The organism is Xanthomonas sp. SS (assembly GCF_014236835.1).
GTDB lineage: Bacteria > Pseudomonadota > Gammaproteobacteria > Xanthomonadales > Xanthomonadaceae > Xanthomonas_A.
Genome location: NZ_CP051190.1, coordinates 567,781 through 583,694, shown reverse-complemented (window position 1 = coordinate 583,694; position 15,914 = coordinate 567,781). Strand labels below are relative to the sequence as shown.

Below are 15,914 nucleotides of genomic sequence, written 5' to 3'. Positions count from 1 at the left end.
GCAAAAGCACAGGCGAAAGCAGAGGCCGGAGCCGCACGGCGCCGCTTCTACGAATCCCCAATCCCCAATCCCGAATCCCGCGCTGCCGCCAACGGCGGCAGCGCCGCCATGTCCCAGCGCGGCGTCACCCGCACCGCCGCGTCGCTGGACTGGCCGGCCTGCAGGCGCAGCGCACCGGCGAAGGCGATCATCGCGCCGTTGTCGGTGCACAGCGCCGGGCGCGGGAAGCAGGCGCGGCCGCCGCGTGCCTGCGCCATCGCCTGCAGCCTGGCGCGCAGGCGCACATTGGCGCCGACTCCGCCGGCGACCACGATGGTGTCGCTGCCCGCCGCCTGCAGCGCGCGCTCGCACTTGATCGCCAGCGTGTCCACCACCGCATCCTCGAAGCCGCGGGCGATGTCGGCGAGGGTGCTCTCGCTCTGGTCGCTGCCGCGCCAGGCCAGCAGCACCTGGGTCTTGAGTCCGGAGAAACTGAAATCCAGCCCGGGCCGGTCGGTCATCGGCCGCGCGAAGCGATAACGGCCCGGCGTGCCCTGCGCAGCCAGCGCGGCCAGCTGCGGGCCGCCCGGATACGGCAGGCCCATCATCTTGGCGGTCTTGTCGAAGGCCTCGCCGGCGGCGTCGTCCAGGGTCTCGCCGAGCAGCCGGTACTGGCCGATCGCCTCCACCGCGATCAGCTGGGTATGCCCGCCGGACACCAGCAACGCCACGAACGGCGGCGCCGGCACGCCGTGCACCGGATCGGGATCCTCCATCAGCGGCGCCAGCAGATGGCCTTCCATATGGTGGACGCCGATCGCCGGCACCTCCAGCGCCCAGGCCAGCGCGCGGGCGACGCCGGCGCCGACCAGCAGGGCGCCGACCAGGCCCGGGCCGGCGGTATAGGCGACCCCGTCGATGTCGCGCACCTGCAGCCCGGCCTCGGCCAGGGTCTGGCGGATCAGCGGCAGCAGCTTGCGCACGTGGTCGCGGCTGGCCAGTTCCGGCACCACGCCGCCGTATTCGGCGTGCAGCGCGATCTGGCTGTACAGCCCGTGCGCACGCAGCGCGGCCGCGCCGGACAGGGCGGTGTCGTAAACGGCGACGCCGGTTTCGTCGCAGCTGGATTCGATGCCGAGGACTCTCATGGCTGCCATTGTGGGGCCGAATCGGCGGCAGGCAAACGTCCCGCTTGCAGCCAGGAAATCAGTCGCTATAATGTGCGGCTCGCCGGGCGTGACCCGGTCACCATTGTGTCCCCGGAGATTCCATGCCCAGCGTCAAAGTCCGCGAGAACGAGCCCTTCGAGTTTGCGCTCCGTCGCTTCAAGCGCACCTGCGAAAAGGCCGGCGTGCTGGCCGAAACCCGCAAGCGCGAGTTCTACGAAAAGCCGACCCAGGAACGCAAGCGCAAGGCCGCAGCCGCGGTGAAGCGCCAGCTGCGCCGTACGTCTCGCGACGTCACCAAGCGCCAGCGTCTGTACTGAGGATCGCGGTTTGCGGTAGCGGGTTGTGCCGGTTTCGGCATCCGCTACGGTAAGCCCACGAAGCCGGCACGCGCAAGCGTCGCCGGCTTTTTGTGTGGCCGTGGATTAAGGTCCAGATCTGCGGCCAGTGCCCCGTGAGGCCCCGCCGAGGCCCAACCCGCCGGTCTGCCCCGCACCGGGACCGATTCCCGCGCCCTCCTGCGCTTGCCCCGTACCCGCCCTGCCCAAGCCGGGACTGGCACGGCGCAGCGCCTAGAATGCCCATCCCTTCTTCCCTTTCCCCTGGAGCCCCTCATGACCCTCAAGCAGCAGCTCATCGACGACATGAAGGCCGCGATGAAGGCCCGCGACACGCACAGCCTGGGCGTGATCCGGCTGATCAACGCCGCGATCAAGCAGAAGGAAGTGGACGAGCGCAAGGACGTGGACGACGCCGCGGTGCTGGCGCTGATGGACAAGATGGTCAAGCAGCGCAAGGACTCGGTGAGCCAGTACGCCGCGGCCGGCCGCGAGGACCTGGCGTCGATCGAGCGCGAGGAGATCGTGGTGATCGAGCGCTACCTGCCGGCCAAGCTCGGCGAGGCGGAGATCGTCGCCGCGATCCAGGCCGCGATCGCGCAGACCGGCGCCAGCAGCGCGGCCGACATGGGCAAGCTGATGGCCGTGCTGAAGCCGGCGCTGGCCGGCAAGGCCGACATGAGCCTGGTCTCGGTGCTGGTCAAGCAGCAACTGGCCGGCTGATCGCTGCGGCGGGTTTCACCCGCCTTTCGGCCGCCGGCTGCTACAACGCCGGCGAGCCTGCGACACCTTTCGCGCATACGCGGGCCCGGCATCGCACGATGCCGCGCCCGTCGCAAGGCTGATCGCCGCTCCCATGTCCCTGTCGCTGTCGCCCGCCCGCCTGCAAAAACACCTGGAACGCCTGCAGCAGAGCCTGCCGGCGGCATTGCTGCGGCGTTTCGTCGAGATCGACGTGATGACCCAGGCCGCCTCGCTGTCGTTCTACGCGCTGCTGTCGCTGGCGCCGCTGCTGGTGTTGCTGCTGTGGCTGACCGCCTCGCTGTACCCGCAGGCGCAGCAGGCCTTCATCGAACAGATCGGGCAGCTGGCCGGGCACGGCGCGCGCGAAGTGGCGCAAACCATCATCGACAACGCCAAGAACCAGCCCAACATCGGCTCGCTGGCCGGGCTGTGGAGCACGCTGCTGCTGTTCGTCGGCGCCACCGCGGTGTTCGCGCAGCTGCAGAACGCGCTGAACCTGATCTTCCGCACCGACAAGCAGCGCCTGGAAGGCGTCGTGGCGTGGCTGAAGAAGCGCGTGTTCTCCTTCGGCGTGGTGCTGGGGCTGGGCTTTCTGCTGCTGATCTCGATGATCCTGACCACCGTGGTGCAGGTGCTGTTCGCGCGCATGCCCTCGCTGCTGCCGGCGGTGGGCTACGCCTCCACGCTGGCGATCTACATCCTGGCCTTCGCCGTGCTCTACCACTACCTGCCGGACCGGCGCGTGGAATGGCGCCAGGCGTTCATCGGCGGCGCCATCACCGCCTGCCTGTTCGTGGCCGGCCGCTATGCGATCGGCGTGTACATCGCCACCGCCGCGCCGGGCAGCGCCTACGGCTCGATGGGTGCGCTGGTGATCCTGCTGGTGTGGATCTACTACGCCACCGTGGTGTTCTTCATCGGCGCGCTGATCACCGCGGTGATCGACGAACGCCTGCGCTCGCGGCGCAAGCTTGCCGCGGCCGGGATCGACGCCAGCGCGATCACCGCGATTCCGCCGCAGCTGTAGCACCGTAACGCCAGGGTTTGCGGCCCGATCCGTGGCCGCGGCGCGGACGCATGGCATCCTATCGCCCATGGCCCGCATCCCCGACGCGTTCATCGACGACCTGCTCGCCCGCACCGACATCGTCGAGGTGGTCGGCACGCGCGTGCCGCTGAAGCGCCAGGGCAAGGAGTACGCGGCGCGCTGCCCGTTCCACGACGAGCGCTCGGCTTCGTTCACGGTCTCGCCGACCAAGCAGTTCTACCACTGCTTCGGCTGCGGCGCGCACGGCACCGCGATCAGCTTCCTGATGAACTACGACCGCCTCGAATTCCTCGACGCGGTCGACGAACTGGCCAAGCGCGCCGGCATGGAAGTGCCGCGCGACGCGCAGCAGCGCGGCGCCGCGCAGGCCGCCGGCGACGACCATCGCGACCTGTACTCGGCGCTGGACGCGGCGACCAAGTTCTTCCAGCGCCAGCTCGACAGCAGCGACAAGGCGCGCAGCTACCTCGACGGCCGCGGCGTGGACGCCGACAACCGCGCGCGCTTCCAGATCGGCTACGCGCCGGATGGCTACAGCGCACTGAAGGACGCGCTGGGCACCGACGAGCGCCGCCACAAGCTGCTCGAGCGCGCCGGGCTGTTCTCCAAGAACGAGCGCGGCCACGTCTACGACAAGTTCCGCGACCGGGTCATGTTCCCGATCTTCGACCGCCGCGGCCGGGTCATCGCCTTCGGCGGCCGGGTCATGGACAAGGACGACGGCCCCAAGTACCTGAACTCGCCGGAGACCGCGCTGTTCCACAAGGGCCGCGAGCTGTACGGCCTGTGGCAGGTGCGCCAGGCCAACCAGAAGATCGAGCGGCTGATCGTGGTCGAGGGCTACATGGACGTGGTCTCGCTGTTCCAGTTCGGCGTCACCCAGGCGGTGGCGACGCTGGGCACCGCGACCACCTCCGACCACGCCGAGCTGCTGTTCCGCAACGCGCCGGACGTGTTCTTCTGCTTCGACGGCGACGCCGCCGGCCGCCGCGCCGGCTGGAAGGCGCTGGAATCGGTGCTGCCGCGGATGAAGGACGGGCGCCAGGCGTTCTTCCTGTTCCTGCCCGACGGCGAGGACCCGGACAGCATCGTGCGCAAGGAAGGCGCCGACGGCTTCGCCGCGCGCCTGCAGCAGGCCACGCCGCTGTCGCAGTTCTTCTTCGACGAACTCTCGCGCGAGGTCAACCTGGCCACGCTCGACGGCAAGGCGCGGCTGGCCGAGCGCGCGCGGCCGATGCTGGCGCAGATTCCCGATGGCGCGTTCGGCGACCTGATGCGCCAGCGCCTGGCCGAGATCACCGGCATCGGCGGCCCCGCGCCCGCCGCCGCGCAGCTGGCCAAGCCGCCGCCGCGCGCATCGGTACGGCCGACGCAAAAGCGCAGCCTGGTGCGCGAGGCGATCGTGCGCCTGCTGCACACGCCGGCGCTGGCGCTGGACCTGCCCCCGCCCTACCCGTTCGCCGGCCTGCGCCTGCCCGGCATCGAACTGATGATCGAACTGCTGGAGATCGTGCACACGCGCCCGGACATCTCCACCGGCGCCCTGCTCGAGCATTTCCACGAACGCGAGGAACTGCCCGCGCTGCAGAAACTGGCGGTGCAGGAGATTCCCGGCGAGACCGCCAGCTGGCGCCAGGAACTGCACGACGTGGTGGTACAGCTGGAACGGCAGACCCTGCAGCAGCGGCTGGAGGAACTGCAGGCCAAGCAGCGCGCGCAAGGTCTGGACGAGACCGACAAGTACGAACTGCGCGAGCTGCTGAGGCTGCGGCCCGGTGCGCGCTGACCTGATGCGTCTGCCAGCGACAAGGATGCGTGCCGTGCTGGCGCAACTTGCGCGTGTGGACAACCGGCACCAGGCGCGGCGCATTCGATCCGCAGCGCGCTCGCACGCGGCCCTCGCTGCCGACCGTGGTCTACGATGGTCCACAGACGGCGCAACCGCGTCCTGCGTTGCCGCCGGGATCGCGCGCCATCCGCACCACGGCGCAATTGCGCACGCAGTATCGCGATCGCGCTTCCCGTGCCGCCCCTGCCGACGGCACCCTTCGCCGAGATTCCACCGCCGATGAGCCTGCTGAAAAAACTCCGCATCGAACCGTTCACCCTGGCCCTGCTCGGCACCGTGCTGCTGGCCTCGCTGTTGCCGGTGCGCGGGCAGGCCGCGGCGATCATGGACGACGTCACCGACATCGCCATCGCCGCGTTGTTCTTCCTGCACGGCGCGCGCCTGTCGCGCGAGGCGATCGTCGCCGGCGCGCTGCACTGGCGCCTGCACCTGACCATTCTCGCCGCCACCTTCTTGCTGTTCCCGCTGCTGGGACTGCTGCTCAAGCCGCTGTCGCACTGGCTGCTGACCCCGGAGCTGTACATCGGCGTGCTGTTCCTGTGCGCGCTGCCGTCCACCGTGCAGTCGTCGATCGCGTTCACCTCGATGGCCGGCGGCAACGTGCCGGCGGCGGTGTGCAGCGCCTCGCTGTCGAGCCTGCTCGGGGTGTTCCTGACCCCGCTACTGATGGGCCTGCTCGCCGGCGCGCAGAGCGCGATGACCAACCCGCTGGAGGCGATGGGCAAGATCATGCTGCAGCTGCTGGTGCCGTTCGTGGCCGGCCACCTGCTACGGCCCTGGATCGGCGCCTGGGTCGAGCGGCGCCGCGCGGTGCTGCGCTACACCGACCAGGGGGTGATCCTGCTGGTGGTGTACACCGCCTTCAGCGCCGCGGTGATCGAGGGCCTGTGGCGCAAGACCCCGCTGCCGGCGCTGCTCGGCGTTGCGCTGGTCGCCGCGCTGCTGCTGGCGCTGGCGATGGGGCTGATCACCTTCGCCGCGCGGCGGCTGGGCTTCAGCCGCCGCGACGAAATCCCGATCGTGTTCTGCGGCTCGAAGAAGAGCCTGGCCACCGGCGTGCCGATGGCCAAGGTGCTGTTCGCCAGCGGCAGCCTGGGCGCGATCGTGTTGCCGGTGATGATCTATCACCAGATCCAGCTGATCGTCTGCGCCTTCGTCGCGCAGCGCTATGCGCGCGAGACGCAGACGGCGACACGGGACTAGCGACCCCGCGACAGCGATGGATCGGCGCTGCCTGTCCGAGCAGGCGCGGCCGCCGCCTGCGTGCATGCGCAGCACGCCGATCGAGGCGATCCGCTGTGGCGAAACCGGAACGCTGGGCGATGGCGGCCCCGCCACGCGCCGTCGTCAGTACCGTGTCGCAAGCGCGCGGCGGCTGCCGCCGCTGAATCGCGGGATATGCACATGCGCAACCGGCATGTCCGCCGGGTACCCGCGGCCCGATCGGCTAGGTAGAGTGCAAGATTGGCGCCATGGCCTGCACGGCATGCGCTGTTGCCGCCCCTCCCCTCTTCGCCCGGTGACCGACATATGCGCCGTATGCTCCGCCTTTCCGTCATGACGTCCGCCAGCCTTGCCGCGCTGCTGGCGCTGGGCGGCTGCGACAAGCCACCCGCTCCCGCCAAGCCGCAGGCCGCCGCGCCGGCCAAGGCGCCCGACAGCGCCGGCATCGCCTGGCGCGAGGGCGATGTCGACGACGCCTTCGCCGAAGCGCGCGAGCAGAACAAGCCGGTGCTGCTGTACTGGGGCGCGGCCTGGTGCCCGCCGTGCAACCGGCTCAAGGCCACGCTGTTCAAGGACCCCGCCTTCATCGCCCGCACCCGCGCCTTCGTCGCGGTGCATCTGGACGGCGATTCGGAAGGCGCGCAGGCCTGGGGCGAACGCTTCGGCATCAAGGGCTACCCCACCATCATCGTGCTGCGCCCGGATCGCAGCGAGGTCACCCGCCTGGCCGGCGACAGCGACACCGGGCGCCTGGCCGAGGCCTTGCGCGTGGCCGCGACCCGCACCACCACGTCGGCGCAGTTGCTGCAGAAGGCGCTGCACGCGCCGGCCACGCTCAGCGCCGACGATTGGACCCTGCTCGGCGAATACGGCTGGGCAGTGGATGCGAGCCAGCTGGTCAAGCCGGAGCAGGCCGCCGGCGTGCTCGCGCAGCTGGCCGCCGCCGCGCCGCAGCCGGCGCTGCAGCGCCGCTTCGCGCTGCTGGCGCTGGCCGCACGGGATCCGGACAAGGCCGGCACCACGGACGCCAAGCGCCGCGCCGCCGATCGCAGCCTACTGCAGGCGGTGCTGGCCGATCCGGCCGAGGTCCGCGCCAACCGCAGCACCCTGACCTACTCGGCGCGCGAACTGGTCCAGGCCGCGGCCGCCGATGCCGGCGAACGGGCCACGCTGTCCAACGCGCTGACCGGAGCGCTGGACAAGGTCTACGCCGACAGCAGCCTGCCGATCAGCGATCGCCTGGATACCGCGTACGCCGACATCCAGCTGGCGCGGCTGGCGCAGGGCCAGCCCGCCAACACCGGCGACGCGCCGCATCCGCCGCTGCCGGCCGCGGTGGTCGCCAAGGTGCAACAGCGCGTGCAGTGGGCCGAACAGGCGGCCAAGACCGACTACGAACGCCAGTCCACGATCAGCAATGCCGCCGGCCTGCTCGACGATGCCGGCGACAGCGCCGGCGCCGAACAACTGCTGCTGGCCGAGTTGGGGCGCAGCAAGACGCCGTACTACTACATGCCGGAACTGGCCGGCCTGGCCGAGGCGCGCGGCGACAAGCAGACCGCGCTGTACTGGCTGAAGAAGGCCTACGAGAGCGCCGAAGGCCCCGCCACCCGGGTGCAGTGGGGCGTGCTCTATGTCGATGGCCTGATCCGGCTGCAGCCGGACAACGCGGCCGCGATCGAGGCCACCGCCGGCCAGGTCATCGGCGAACTGGCCGGGCAGCCCGGCGGCTATCATCAGCGCACCAGGCAGCGCTTCGACACCCTGGCCAAGGCCCTGCAAGGCTGGAGCAAGGGCCATGACGGCAGCGCCGTGCTCGCACGCCTGCAGCACAAGATGCAGCAAAGCTGCGGCAGCCAGGACCGCGACAGCTGCCAGCACTGGCTGAGCTGAGCGCGCGGGTCATCGCGGCACGCGTCCGAGCTGGCGCGCGCGCCTGCCAGTCGGTGCGCGCCGCGCCGGGCGCCATCGAACGAAGGCATCGCATCATCGGATGCCGCTTCGGCCCGCACCGGCTGCGGCGGCAGCGCCCGCGCGCCGCGGTCGATCGGCGCGGCTCAGTCGGCGGCAGCGTCCGGCCACAGCGTCGCCACCACCTTCAGCCTGACCCGCGGCGGGCCGAGCGTGGAGGCCACGCGCCAGCCGTCCGGCGCGGGCTGCCGCTGCAGCGTATAGGGCACCCGCTCGCTGCCGCCGTGCGGATGCGGCATCAGTTGCCATGCCGCCGGCAGGGCCAGCGTGTCGGCGTATTCGAACAGCACCACGACCTCGCAACGCGCGGGGTCGTCGCAGCGCACCGCGCCGCGCTGCCAGCCGCGCACCGCGTGCAACACGTCCCAGCCCGGTTCGTCGTAGCCGCGCGGGGCCACGATGTAGCGCGCGAACGGCCAGGCCTGCAGCCGCCCGCCGTCCAGCTCGAAGGCCAAGTAGGCGTCGATCGCCTGTTCCGGCGTGTCCCACGCCAACGCCGGCAACGGCAGCGCCGCCAGCGTCAGCGCCAGCAGCCCGGCGTGGCGCAGCCGGCTCACGCGCTGGTCGGCGTCGGCATCGGCATCGTCAGTGCTGGCAGCAGCCAGTGATCGACCAGCAGGAACGCGAACAGCGCCATCAGGTACACGATCGAATAGCCGAACATGCGCATCGAGAACATCTCGTCCGGCGGGTCGAGCATGCGCCAGGCGTACCAGACGAACACCGCGTTCAGCACCAGCGCGCCGCCGAGGTAGAACACACCGCTCATGCCCACCGCCGCCGGCAGCAGCGTCGCCACCACCAGCAGCAGCGTGTACACCAGGATCTGCTTGCGCGTGTGCGCCACGCCGTGGGTGACCGGCAGCATCGGCACCGATGCCTTGGCGTAGTCGGCGCGGCGGAAGATCGCCAGCGCCCAGAAGTGCGGCGGCGTCCACACGAAGATGATCAGCACCAGCAGCGAGGCGTAGGCCCAGTCCCACTGCCCCTGCATGCCGGTGATCGCGGCCCAGCCCAGCAGCGGCGGCGCCGCGCCGGCCAGGCCGCCGATGACGATGTTCTGCGGCGTGGTGCGCTTGAGGAACACGGTGTAGATCACCGCGTAGCCGATCAGCGAGGCGAAGGTCAGCACCGCGGTGATGGTGTTGACCCAGATCACCAGGATCGCCATCGACAGCGCAGTCAGCGCCGTGGCGAACAGCAGCACCTGCCACGGCAGCACCTTGCCCACCACCAGCGGCCGCCACGAGGTGCGCGCCATCTGCGCGTCGATGCGCGCGTCCAGCAACTGGTTGATCGCCGCCGCGGCCGATGCCGCCAGCCAGATGCCGAAGAAGCCGATCAAGCCGGTGCGCACCTGCGCCCAGGTCGGCACGCCGGGAACCGCCAGGCACATGCCGACCAGTGCGGTGAACACGATCAGCGCCACCACCTTGGGCTTGGTCAGGTCCCAGTAGTCGCGCCAGTGGATGCCCTTCGCGCTCATTGCGGCGCCCGCAGCCGCGCCAGCAGCGACACCAGCACGAACAGCAGCGCCACCGCGCCGGCGTTGTGCAGCACCGCCACCGGCAGCGGCAGCGCCAGCTTGACGTTGAGGATGCCCAGGCTGACCTGCGCCACCAGCAGCAGCGCCAACGCTGCCGCCCAGCCGCGCATGCCCGGCGAGCGACTCAGCCGCCAACCCAGCCACAGCAGGTAGGCCGCCACCAGCAGCGCCATCATCCGGTGCGCCATCTGGATCGCGATGCGCGCCGCGCCGTCGAGCACGCCGCCTTCGTAGTCCACGCCGATGCCGCGCCATAGGGTGAAGCCTTCGCGGAAATCGTGCGGCGGCCACCACTGACTGACGCAGCGCGGGAAGTTGTCGGCCGACCAGCTGCCGCCGCCGCAGGCCAGCGCCGCGTAGTTGGCGCTGACCCAGCCGCCGAGCGCGATCTGCAGCGCCAGCAGCATCACGCCCAGGCGCAGCAGCCACTTCAGCCGCGACGCGTCGGCCAGGGTGATCGGCAGGTGGGTAGCGCGCCAGGCCATCCACACCAGCAGCGAGAACATCAGCAGGCCGCCGAGCAGATGCCCCATCACCACGATCGGCTTGAGCAGCAGGGTCACCGTCCACATGCCGAGCAGCGCCTGGAAGATCACCACCGCCAGGGTCAGCACCGCCGCGCGCGCCAGGTCGCTATTGGACCAACGCAGCGCCGCCAGCAACAGGATCGCTTCGCCGGCAGCGGCCAGCGCCATCGCCAGCGACGGCCAGCCGGACATGTACAGCGGGATCGACAACGCCACCAGCAGCGCGGCGCCGACGATCTGGGCGATGCCCAGGCGCCGCCGGCGCGCGGCCAGCAGCGACAGCACCAGCACTTCCACGCCCAGCGCCCCGGCCAGGAAGCGGTGCACCTGCTCGCGCCAGGCCTTGTGCGTCTCCAGCGGGCGGATCTTGCTGGCCGCATGCGTGTTGGCCTCGTCGCTGGTCTGCGGCCAGGTCACCCGGCCATAGCAGGTCGGCCAGTCCGGGCAGCTCATGCCCGCATCGGACAGGCGCACGAACGAACCGAACATGATCGTGCTGGCGGTGAACAGCGCCGCCAGCCAGGCCATGCGGTGGAAGTGCCGAAACAGCGCCGGTGGCGCGAACAGGTTCATAGAGGGACGGCTCACAGGAGTTTCAGCAGCTTCGCCAGGTCCGCGCGCAGCCCGGCCGGGTCGAAGCCCGGCGCGTAGCGCAGCACCACGAAGCCGTTCGGATCGATCACGTAGACCGGCACCCCGGCCGCATCGTGCACGCGCGGCAGACCGTCCAGCAACGCCGCGTCGGCACGCAGCACGCGCACCTGCGGCAGCGCGCGTACCGCTGGCGGCGGCGTGCCGATCCACAGGATCTGCACGTGGTCGGCGTCGTGGCCGAACAGCTGCCAGACCTTGTCCAGATCGCGCGCCAGCGCCTCGCAGGCGGTAGTGCAGTCGCGCGGCGGGGCCAGCGCGATGCGCCACAGCCGCTGCTGCGGCTGCCAGGCGTAGACGCTGCCGTCGTCGAGCCGCGGTTGCAGCGCGCGCAGGTCGGCCGGCGGCTTCAGCAACTCGCCGTGGTTGCGGCTACCGGGCGGTTGCCAGCCGGAAAAACGCAGCGCGCCGGCGACCAGCATCGAGCCGAAGAACAGGGCGAACAGCGCAATCAACGTCCAGCGGCCGCGCGCGGTCGCCTGGCGTGGAGCCGGGGGGGAAGCATTCATGCCGGGGATTTTCTCATGCGCGCGTGCTCAGCGCCCGCCTCGCCCCTTGCGCGCGCGCCAGCTGAGCAGGCCCGCGGTGATCAGCACGGCCAGCGCCAGGCCGAACCATTGCACCGCGTAACCCAAGTGGCGCTCGGGTGGCAGCGTGTTCGGCAGCATGTCCAGGTCGCGTGGGTAGCCCAGCGGCAGGGCCGGATCCAGGCGCAGCACCTGCGACAAAATGTCGCGGCGGCCGAGCGCCTGGCCGATCGCTGTCGGCTCGATGCGCATCGCCAGCCACAGTTGCGGCGCCGGTGCGGCGACCAGCGCCGGCCCCAGGGTCAGTCCGTGCGAAGGCGCCGGGCCGAGCAGGCCGACCAGCGTGTAGCGCCCTTGCAACGGCACCGGCTTCGGCAACGCGCGGTCGGCCGGCAGCGGCAGCCACCCCAGTTCGACCAACAGTGGCGCCGATGCGTCATCGGCGAGGAACGGCTGGTAGACCTTGACCCCGCTGCGGCCCTCGCGCAGCTGGTTGTCGAGCAGGATCTGCCCGGGCAGGAAACGGCCTGCGCCGTGCACCCAGGCCAGCTGTGTCGGCGACGCCATGCGCAGCGCAGCGGCCAAGGCCTGCGGACGGTCGCGGATGTGCGCGGCCTGCGCGAGCAGCGCCTGTTTCTCGTGCATGCGCAGCAATTGCCAGCGGCCCAGCGCGCAGAATCCCAGCGCCACCGCCAAGGCGATGCTCCAGCCCAGCCACAGCGGCATGCGCGCGCGCGCGGCGACACGCGAAGACGCGGCGAGGGTCATAATGCGGCGATACCGTGCACCGAGACGCCCATGAACGACTCGCTGAAAACCCTGCTGATCGTCGCGTTCCTGCTGGTCATTCTGTGGAACCTCGGCGCCGGCCTGTACTACCTGTTGGTGGACCGCGGCCAGAGCAAGCGCACGGTGAACGCACTGACCTGGCGCATCGGCCTATCGGTGTGCCTGATCCTGCTGGTGATCCTGGGCATCTACACCGGCGTGATCAAGCCGCATGGGCTAGGCCGCTGACGCGGCCTAGCCGGGAATGGAGAATCGGGAATAGGGAATCGCAAGAGCAGCGCCCTGCTTTGCCGAATCCCCAATCCCGAATCCCTAATCCCAGCCGTCAAAGTACATAGACGAACAGGAACAACGCCAGCCACACCACGTCGACGAAGTGCCAGTACCACGCCGCCGCTTCGAAGGCGAAGTGGTTGTCGCGGCTGAAATGGCCGCGCGCCGAGCGCAGCCACATCACCAGCAGCATGACCGTGCCCAGCAGCACGTGCACGCCGTGGAAGCCGGTGAGCATGAAGAAGGTCGAGCCGTAGATACCCGAGCCCAGGGTCAGGTTGAGCTCCTTGTAGGCGTGGATGTATTCCTCGGCCTGGAAGTACAGGAAGGCGCAGCCCAGCAGCACGGTCAGCCCCTGGAACACCAGCAGGCGCGTGCGATGGCCGGCTTTCAGCGCGTGATGGGCGATGGTCAGGGTCACGCCGGAGCTGAGCAGGATCAGCGTGTTGATCAGCGGCAGGCCCCACGCCGGGATGGTCTGGAACTGGCCGCCGATCGCGCCCGGGCCGTTGGTCGGCCAGGCCGCCGAATAGCCGTCCCACAGCAGCGCGTTGGTCATCACCCCGTCGCCGGAGCCGCCCAGCCACGGCAGGATGAAGGTGCGGGTGTAGAACAGCGCGCCGAAGAACGCGCCGAAGAACATCACTTCGGAAAAGATGAACCAGACCATGCCCATGCGGAACGACACGTCGACCTGGCGGTTGTAGTGGCCGGCGATCGATTCGCGGATCACGTCGCCGAACCACATGAACAAGGTCGCCACCAGCATCGCGATGCCGATGAAGAAGGTCCACTTGCCCCAGTCCGCGTCGTTGAGCCAACTGGCCACGCCGATCATGGTCACGAACATCGCGATCGAGCCGATGAACGGCCAGCGGCTGTGGCTGGGCACGTAATAGGCAGTGGCGTCGGTGCTGGGCTGGGCCATGGCGGGCGTTCCGGGTGAGGTCAAGGGGCCGCGCGCACGGAACCGGCCAGTTTCGGCGATCCCAGTTCCGCGCTCAGCGCATCGTTCTTGTAGAAGGTGTACGACAGGGTGATGGTGGTGATGTCGCCGGGCAGGTTCGGGTCGACGATGAAGCGCACCGGCATGTCGCGCTTCTCGCCGGCCTGCAGGGTCTGCGCGGTGAAGCAGAAGCACTCGGTCTTGGTGAAGTAGCCGGAGGCGCGCGCCGGCGCCACCGACGGCACCGCGCTGCCGACGATGGCGCGTTCGCCGTCGTTGTGCGCGTAGTACAACGCTTCGTTGAGTTCGCCGGGCACCACCTGCATGGTCAGCTGCTCGGGATGGAACGACCACGGCAGCTTGGAATTCACCCCGCCGTCGAACTCGACCTTGACCGTACGCTTGCCGAGCAGCGGCTTGCCCGCCTGCGGGCCTTCGCCCGGGCCGCGCTCCAGGCGCACGCCGAACACCTTTTCGCAGGCGATGCGGTACAGCGGCACCAGCGAGAAGGTCAGCACGAACACCGCCAGCGCCACGCCGACCAGCTTGAACAGCCCGGCGCTGCTGTGCACGCGCGGCGCCGGCGCGCTCATCGGCCGATCACCCCGGACAGGATGAAGCCGGCATAGATCAGCACCGCGACCGCGCCCACCACCAGCGCGGTGCGCACGGCGCGCTTGCGGCGCAGGGCCATTTCGTCGAGCGGCGTCTGCGCGGTCATCAGTGGCTGATGTCGTCGTGGGCCAGGTCGCCGGGCTTGAGCACCGGCGGCAGGGTGAAGGTATGCGCCGGTGCCGGCGACGGCACGGTCCATTCCAGGCCGCGCGCGCCTTCCCACGCCCGCGCCTCGGCGCGCGCGCCGTTGCGCAGCGACGCCAGCAGGATGCCGGCCATCAGGAACGGGGTGACGAACATGCCGAACGCGCCGATCGAGCTGACCAGGTTCCAGTCGGCGAACACCACGTTGTAGTCGGGAATGCGCCGCGGCATGCCGGCCAGGCCGAGGAAGTGCTGCGGGAAGAACAGCAGGTTGACGAACAGCATCGTCCACCAGAAGTGGAACTTGCCCCAGGCCTCGCTGTACATGCGCCCGGTCCATTTCGGCCACCAGTAATAGACCGCGGCGATCAGCCCGAACACCGCGCCGGTGACCAGCACGTAGTGGAAGTGCGCGACCACGAAATAGGTGTCGTGGTACTGGAAGTCGGCCGGCACGATCGCCAGCATCAGCCCGGAGAAGCCGCCGATGGTGAACAGGATGACGAACGACACCGCCCACAGCATCGGCGCCTCGAAGGTCAGCGAGCCCTGCCACATGGTGCTGACCCAGTTGAACACCTTCACCCCGGTGGGGATGGAGATCAGCATGGTGGCGAACATGAAGTAGATCTCGCCGCCCAGCGGCATGCCCACGGTGAACATGTGGTGCGCCCAGACGATGAAGCTCAGGAACGCGATCGCGGCGATCGCGTACACCATCGCCTGGTAGCCGAACAGCGGCTTGCGGCTGAAGGTCGGGATGATCTCGCTGACCACGCCGAACGCCGGCAGGATCATGATGTAGACCTCCGGGTGCCCGAAGAACCAGAAGATGTGCTGGTACATCACCGGGTCGCCGCCGCCGGCCGCATTGAAGAAGCTGGTGCCGAAGAACTTGTCGGTCAGCAGCATGGTCACCGCGCCGGCCAGCACCGGCATCACCGCGATCAGCAAAAACGCGGTGATCAGCCAGGCCCAGCAGAAGATCGGCATCTTCAGCAGGTCGATGCCGGGCGCGCGCATGTTCAGCACGGTGGCGATGATGTTGATCGCGCCCATGATCGAACTGATGCCCGCGACGTGGATCGCGAACACGCTGAAGGCAACGTTGTAGCCGCCCTGCAGCGACAGCGGCGGGTACAGGGTCCAGCCACCGGCCGGCGCGCCGCCGGGCAGGAAGAAGGTCAGCAGCAGCAGGGTGAAGGCCACCGGCAGCAGCCAGAACGACCAGTTGTTCATGCGCGGCAGGGCCATGTCCGGCGCGCCGATCTGCAGCGGGATCATCCAGTTGGCCAGGCCGACGAAGGCCGGCATCACCCCGCCGAAGATCATCACCAGCGCGTGCACGGTGGTCATCTGGTTGAAGAATTCGGGCTTGACGAACTGCAGGCCCGGTTGCGCCAGCTCCGCACGGATCACCACGCTCATCGCCGCGCCGACGATGAACATCGTGAAGCTGAAAAGCAGGTACAGCGTGCCGATGTCCTTGTGGTTGGTGGAGAAGAACCACCGTTCCACGAAGCTCTGCTGATGCCCGTGCTCGTCGTGGTGATCGACTGCGGAATGGGCCATGGCGG

The 15,914-nt window shown here is 69.6% G+C and carries 17 protein-coding genes; 7 read left to right on the top strand and 10 right to left on the bottom strand.

Going from position 1 to position 15,914, the window contains the following annotated elements; all coding sequences use genetic code 11:
• Positions 1-47 precede the first annotated feature (47 nt).
• Complete coding sequence (tsaD, locus tag HEP74_RS02585) at positions 48-1,127, bottom strand: tRNA (adenosine(37)-N6)-threonylcarbamoyltransferase complex transferase subunit TsaD (protein ID WP_185815060.1); 1,080 nt, start codon at positions 1,125-1,127, stop codon at positions 48-50.
• A gap of 122 nt (positions 1,128-1,249) precedes the next feature.
• On the opposite strand from tsaD, the gene rpsU reads away from it, so the two are divergent.
• The 6 genes from rpsU (at position 1,250) to HEP74_RS02555 (ending at position 8,241) form a co-directional block, all read left to right on the top strand.
• Positions 1,250-1,465, top strand: coding sequence for a 30S ribosomal protein S21 (gene rpsU, locus HEP74_RS02580; protein WP_003465342.1), 216 nt, complete (start codon positions 1,250-1,252; stop codon positions 1,463-1,465).
• Between the two features lie 294 nt (positions 1,466-1,759).
• A complete protein-coding gene (locus tag HEP74_RS02575; protein WP_185815059.1) occupies positions 1,760-2,206 on the top strand; it encodes a GatB/YqeY domain-containing protein in 447 nt (148 codons plus the stop codon).
• Positions 2,207-2,339: 133 nt separating this feature from the next.
• Positions 2,340-3,254 (top strand): YihY/virulence factor BrkB family protein, encoded by a 915-nt coding sequence (locus HEP74_RS02570; RefSeq protein WP_185815058.1) that lies wholly within the window; start codon positions 2,340-2,342, stop codon positions 3,252-3,254.
• Positions 3,255-3,321: 67 nt separating this feature from the next.
• The gene (dnaG, locus tag HEP74_RS02565; RefSeq protein WP_185815057.1) at positions 3,322-5,061 is read left to right on the top strand and encodes a DNA primase; all 1,740 of its coding nucleotides are present in this window, start codon (positions 3,322-3,324) and stop codon (positions 5,059-5,061) included.
• A 282-nt stretch (positions 5,062-5,343) separates the two neighbouring features.
• Positions 5,344-6,327: a bile acid:sodium symporter family protein gene (locus HEP74_RS02560; protein WP_185815056.1), complete on the top strand. Its 984-nt coding sequence runs from the start codon at positions 5,344-5,346 to the stop codon at positions 6,325-6,327.
• 327 nt (positions 6,328-6,654) lie between these two features.
• Positions 6,655-8,241, top strand: coding sequence for a thioredoxin family protein (locus HEP74_RS02555; protein WP_185815055.1), 1,587 nt, complete (start codon positions 6,655-6,657; stop codon positions 8,239-8,241).
• A gap of 164 nt (positions 8,242-8,405) precedes the next feature.
• Here the strand turns inward: HEP74_RS02555 and HEP74_RS02550 are convergent, their stop codons facing one another.
• Genes HEP74_RS02550 through HEP74_RS02530 form a run of 5 tightly spaced genes read right to left on the bottom strand, consistent with a single transcriptional unit; the run spans position 8,406 to position 12,338 of the window.
• Entirely contained in the window at positions 8,406-8,876 is a 471-nt protein-coding gene (locus tag HEP74_RS02550; RefSeq protein ID WP_185815054.1) for a hypothetical protein, read from the bottom strand.
• Positions 8,873-9,805, bottom strand: coding sequence for a heme o synthase (gene cyoE, locus HEP74_RS02545; protein ID WP_185815053.1), 933 nt, complete (start codon positions 9,803-9,805; stop codon positions 8,873-8,875). The genes HEP74_RS02550 and cyoE overlap by 4 nt, the downstream gene beginning before the upstream one ends.
• Entirely contained in the window at positions 9,802-10,965 is a 1,164-nt protein-coding gene (locus HEP74_RS02540; RefSeq protein WP_185816462.1) for a COX15/CtaA family protein, read from the bottom strand. The genes cyoE and HEP74_RS02540 overlap by 4 nt, the downstream gene beginning before the upstream one ends.
• A gap of 11 nt (positions 10,966-10,976) precedes the next feature.
• Positions 10,977-11,552 (bottom strand): redox-active disulfide-containing membrane protein, encoded by a 576-nt coding sequence (locus HEP74_RS02535; RefSeq protein ID WP_185815052.1) that lies wholly within the window; start codon positions 11,550-11,552, stop codon positions 10,977-10,979.
• 27 nt (positions 11,553-11,579) lie between these two features.
• Positions 11,580-12,338: an SURF1 family protein gene (locus HEP74_RS02530; RefSeq protein WP_185815051.1), complete on the bottom strand. Its 759-nt coding sequence runs from the start codon at positions 12,336-12,338 to the stop codon at positions 11,580-11,582.
• 30 nt (positions 12,339-12,368) lie between these two features.
• On the opposite strand from HEP74_RS02530, the gene HEP74_RS02525 reads away from it, so the two are divergent.
• Entirely contained in the window at positions 12,369-12,587 is a 219-nt protein-coding gene (locus tag HEP74_RS02525; RefSeq protein WP_003480622.1) for a twin transmembrane helix small protein, read from the top strand.
• A 97-nt stretch (positions 12,588-12,684) separates the two neighbouring features.
• On the opposite strand, the gene HEP74_RS02520 is transcribed toward HEP74_RS02525, so the two are convergent.
• The 4 genes from HEP74_RS02520 to ctaD are packed head-to-tail and all read right to left on the bottom strand — an operon-like array spanning position 12,685 to position 15,909.
• Positions 12,685-13,560, bottom strand: coding sequence for a cytochrome c oxidase subunit 3 (locus HEP74_RS02520; protein WP_185815050.1), 876 nt, complete (start codon positions 13,558-13,560; stop codon positions 12,685-12,687).
• A 20-nt stretch (positions 13,561-13,580) separates the two neighbouring features.
• Positions 13,581-14,171, bottom strand: a complete 591-nt coding sequence (locus HEP74_RS02515; RefSeq protein ID WP_185815049.1) for a cytochrome c oxidase assembly protein — start codon at positions 14,169-14,171, stop codon at positions 13,581-13,583.
• On the bottom strand, positions 14,168-14,299 hold the full coding sequence (locus HEP74_RS21855; protein ID WP_255427859.1) for a hypothetical protein: 132 nt from the start codon (positions 14,297-14,299) through the stop codon (positions 14,168-14,170). The genes HEP74_RS02515 and HEP74_RS21855 overlap by 4 nt, the downstream gene beginning before the upstream one ends.
• Positions 14,299-15,909: a cytochrome c oxidase subunit I gene (ctaD, locus tag HEP74_RS02510; RefSeq protein WP_185815048.1), complete on the bottom strand. Its 1,611-nt coding sequence runs from the start codon at positions 15,907-15,909 to the stop codon at positions 14,299-14,301. The genes HEP74_RS21855 and ctaD overlap by 1 nt, the downstream gene beginning before the upstream one ends.
• Positions 15,910-15,914 lie beyond the last annotated feature (5 nt).

Coding starts and splice junctions, on each gene's coding strand:
- HEP74_RS02540 (WP_185816462.1), bottom strand. CDS start 10,965: ATGAACCTGTTCGCGCCACCGGCGCTGTTTCGGCACTTCCACCGCATG.
- HEP74_RS02515 (WP_185815049.1), bottom strand. CDS start 14,171: ATGAGCGCGCCGGCGCCGCGCGTGCACAGCAGCGCCGGGCTGTTCAAG.
- ctaD (WP_185815048.1), bottom strand. CDS start 15,909: ATGGCCCATTCCGCAGTCGATCACCACGACGAGCACGGGCATCAGCAG.
- HEP74_RS02525 (WP_003480622.1), top strand. CDS start 12,369: ATGAACGACTCGCTGAAAACCCTGCTGATCGTCGCGTTCCTGCTGGTC.
- tsaD (WP_185815060.1), bottom strand. CDS start 1,127: ATGAGAGTCCTCGGCATCGAATCCAGCTGCGACGAAACCGGCGTCGCC.
- dnaG (WP_185815057.1), top strand. CDS start 3,322: ATGGCCCGCATCCCCGACGCGTTCATCGACGACCTGCTCGCCCGCACC.
- HEP74_RS02555 (WP_185815055.1), top strand. CDS start 6,655: ATGCGCCGTATGCTCCGCCTTTCCGTCATGACGTCCGCCAGCCTTGCC.
- HEP74_RS02520 (WP_185815050.1), bottom strand. CDS start 13,560: ATGGCCCAGCCCAGCACCGACGCCACTGCCTATTACGTGCCCAGCCAC.
- HEP74_RS02575 (WP_185815059.1), top strand. CDS start 1,760: ATGACCCTCAAGCAGCAGCTCATCGACGACATGAAGGCCGCGATGAAG.
- HEP74_RS02530 (WP_185815051.1), bottom strand. CDS start 12,338: ATGACCCTCGCCGCGTCTTCGCGTGTCGCCGCGCGCGCGCGCATGCCG.
- cyoE (WP_185815053.1), bottom strand. CDS start 9,805: ATGAGCGCGAAGGGCATCCACTGGCGCGACTACTGGGACCTGACCAAG.
- rpsU (WP_003465342.1), top strand. CDS start 1,250: ATGCCCAGCGTCAAAGTCCGCGAGAACGAGCCCTTCGAGTTTGCGCTC.
- HEP74_RS02570 (WP_185815058.1), top strand. CDS start 2,340: ATGTCCCTGTCGCTGTCGCCCGCCCGCCTGCAAAAACACCTGGAACGC.
- HEP74_RS21855 (WP_255427859.1), bottom strand. CDS start 14,299: ATGACCGCGCAGACGCCGCTCGACGAAATGGCCCTGCGCCGCAAGCGC.
- HEP74_RS02560 (WP_185815056.1), top strand. CDS start 5,344: ATGAGCCTGCTGAAAAAACTCCGCATCGAACCGTTCACCCTGGCCCTG.
- HEP74_RS02535 (WP_185815052.1), bottom strand. CDS start 11,552: ATGAATGCTTCCCCCCCGGCTCCACGCCAGGCGACCGCGCGCGGCCGC.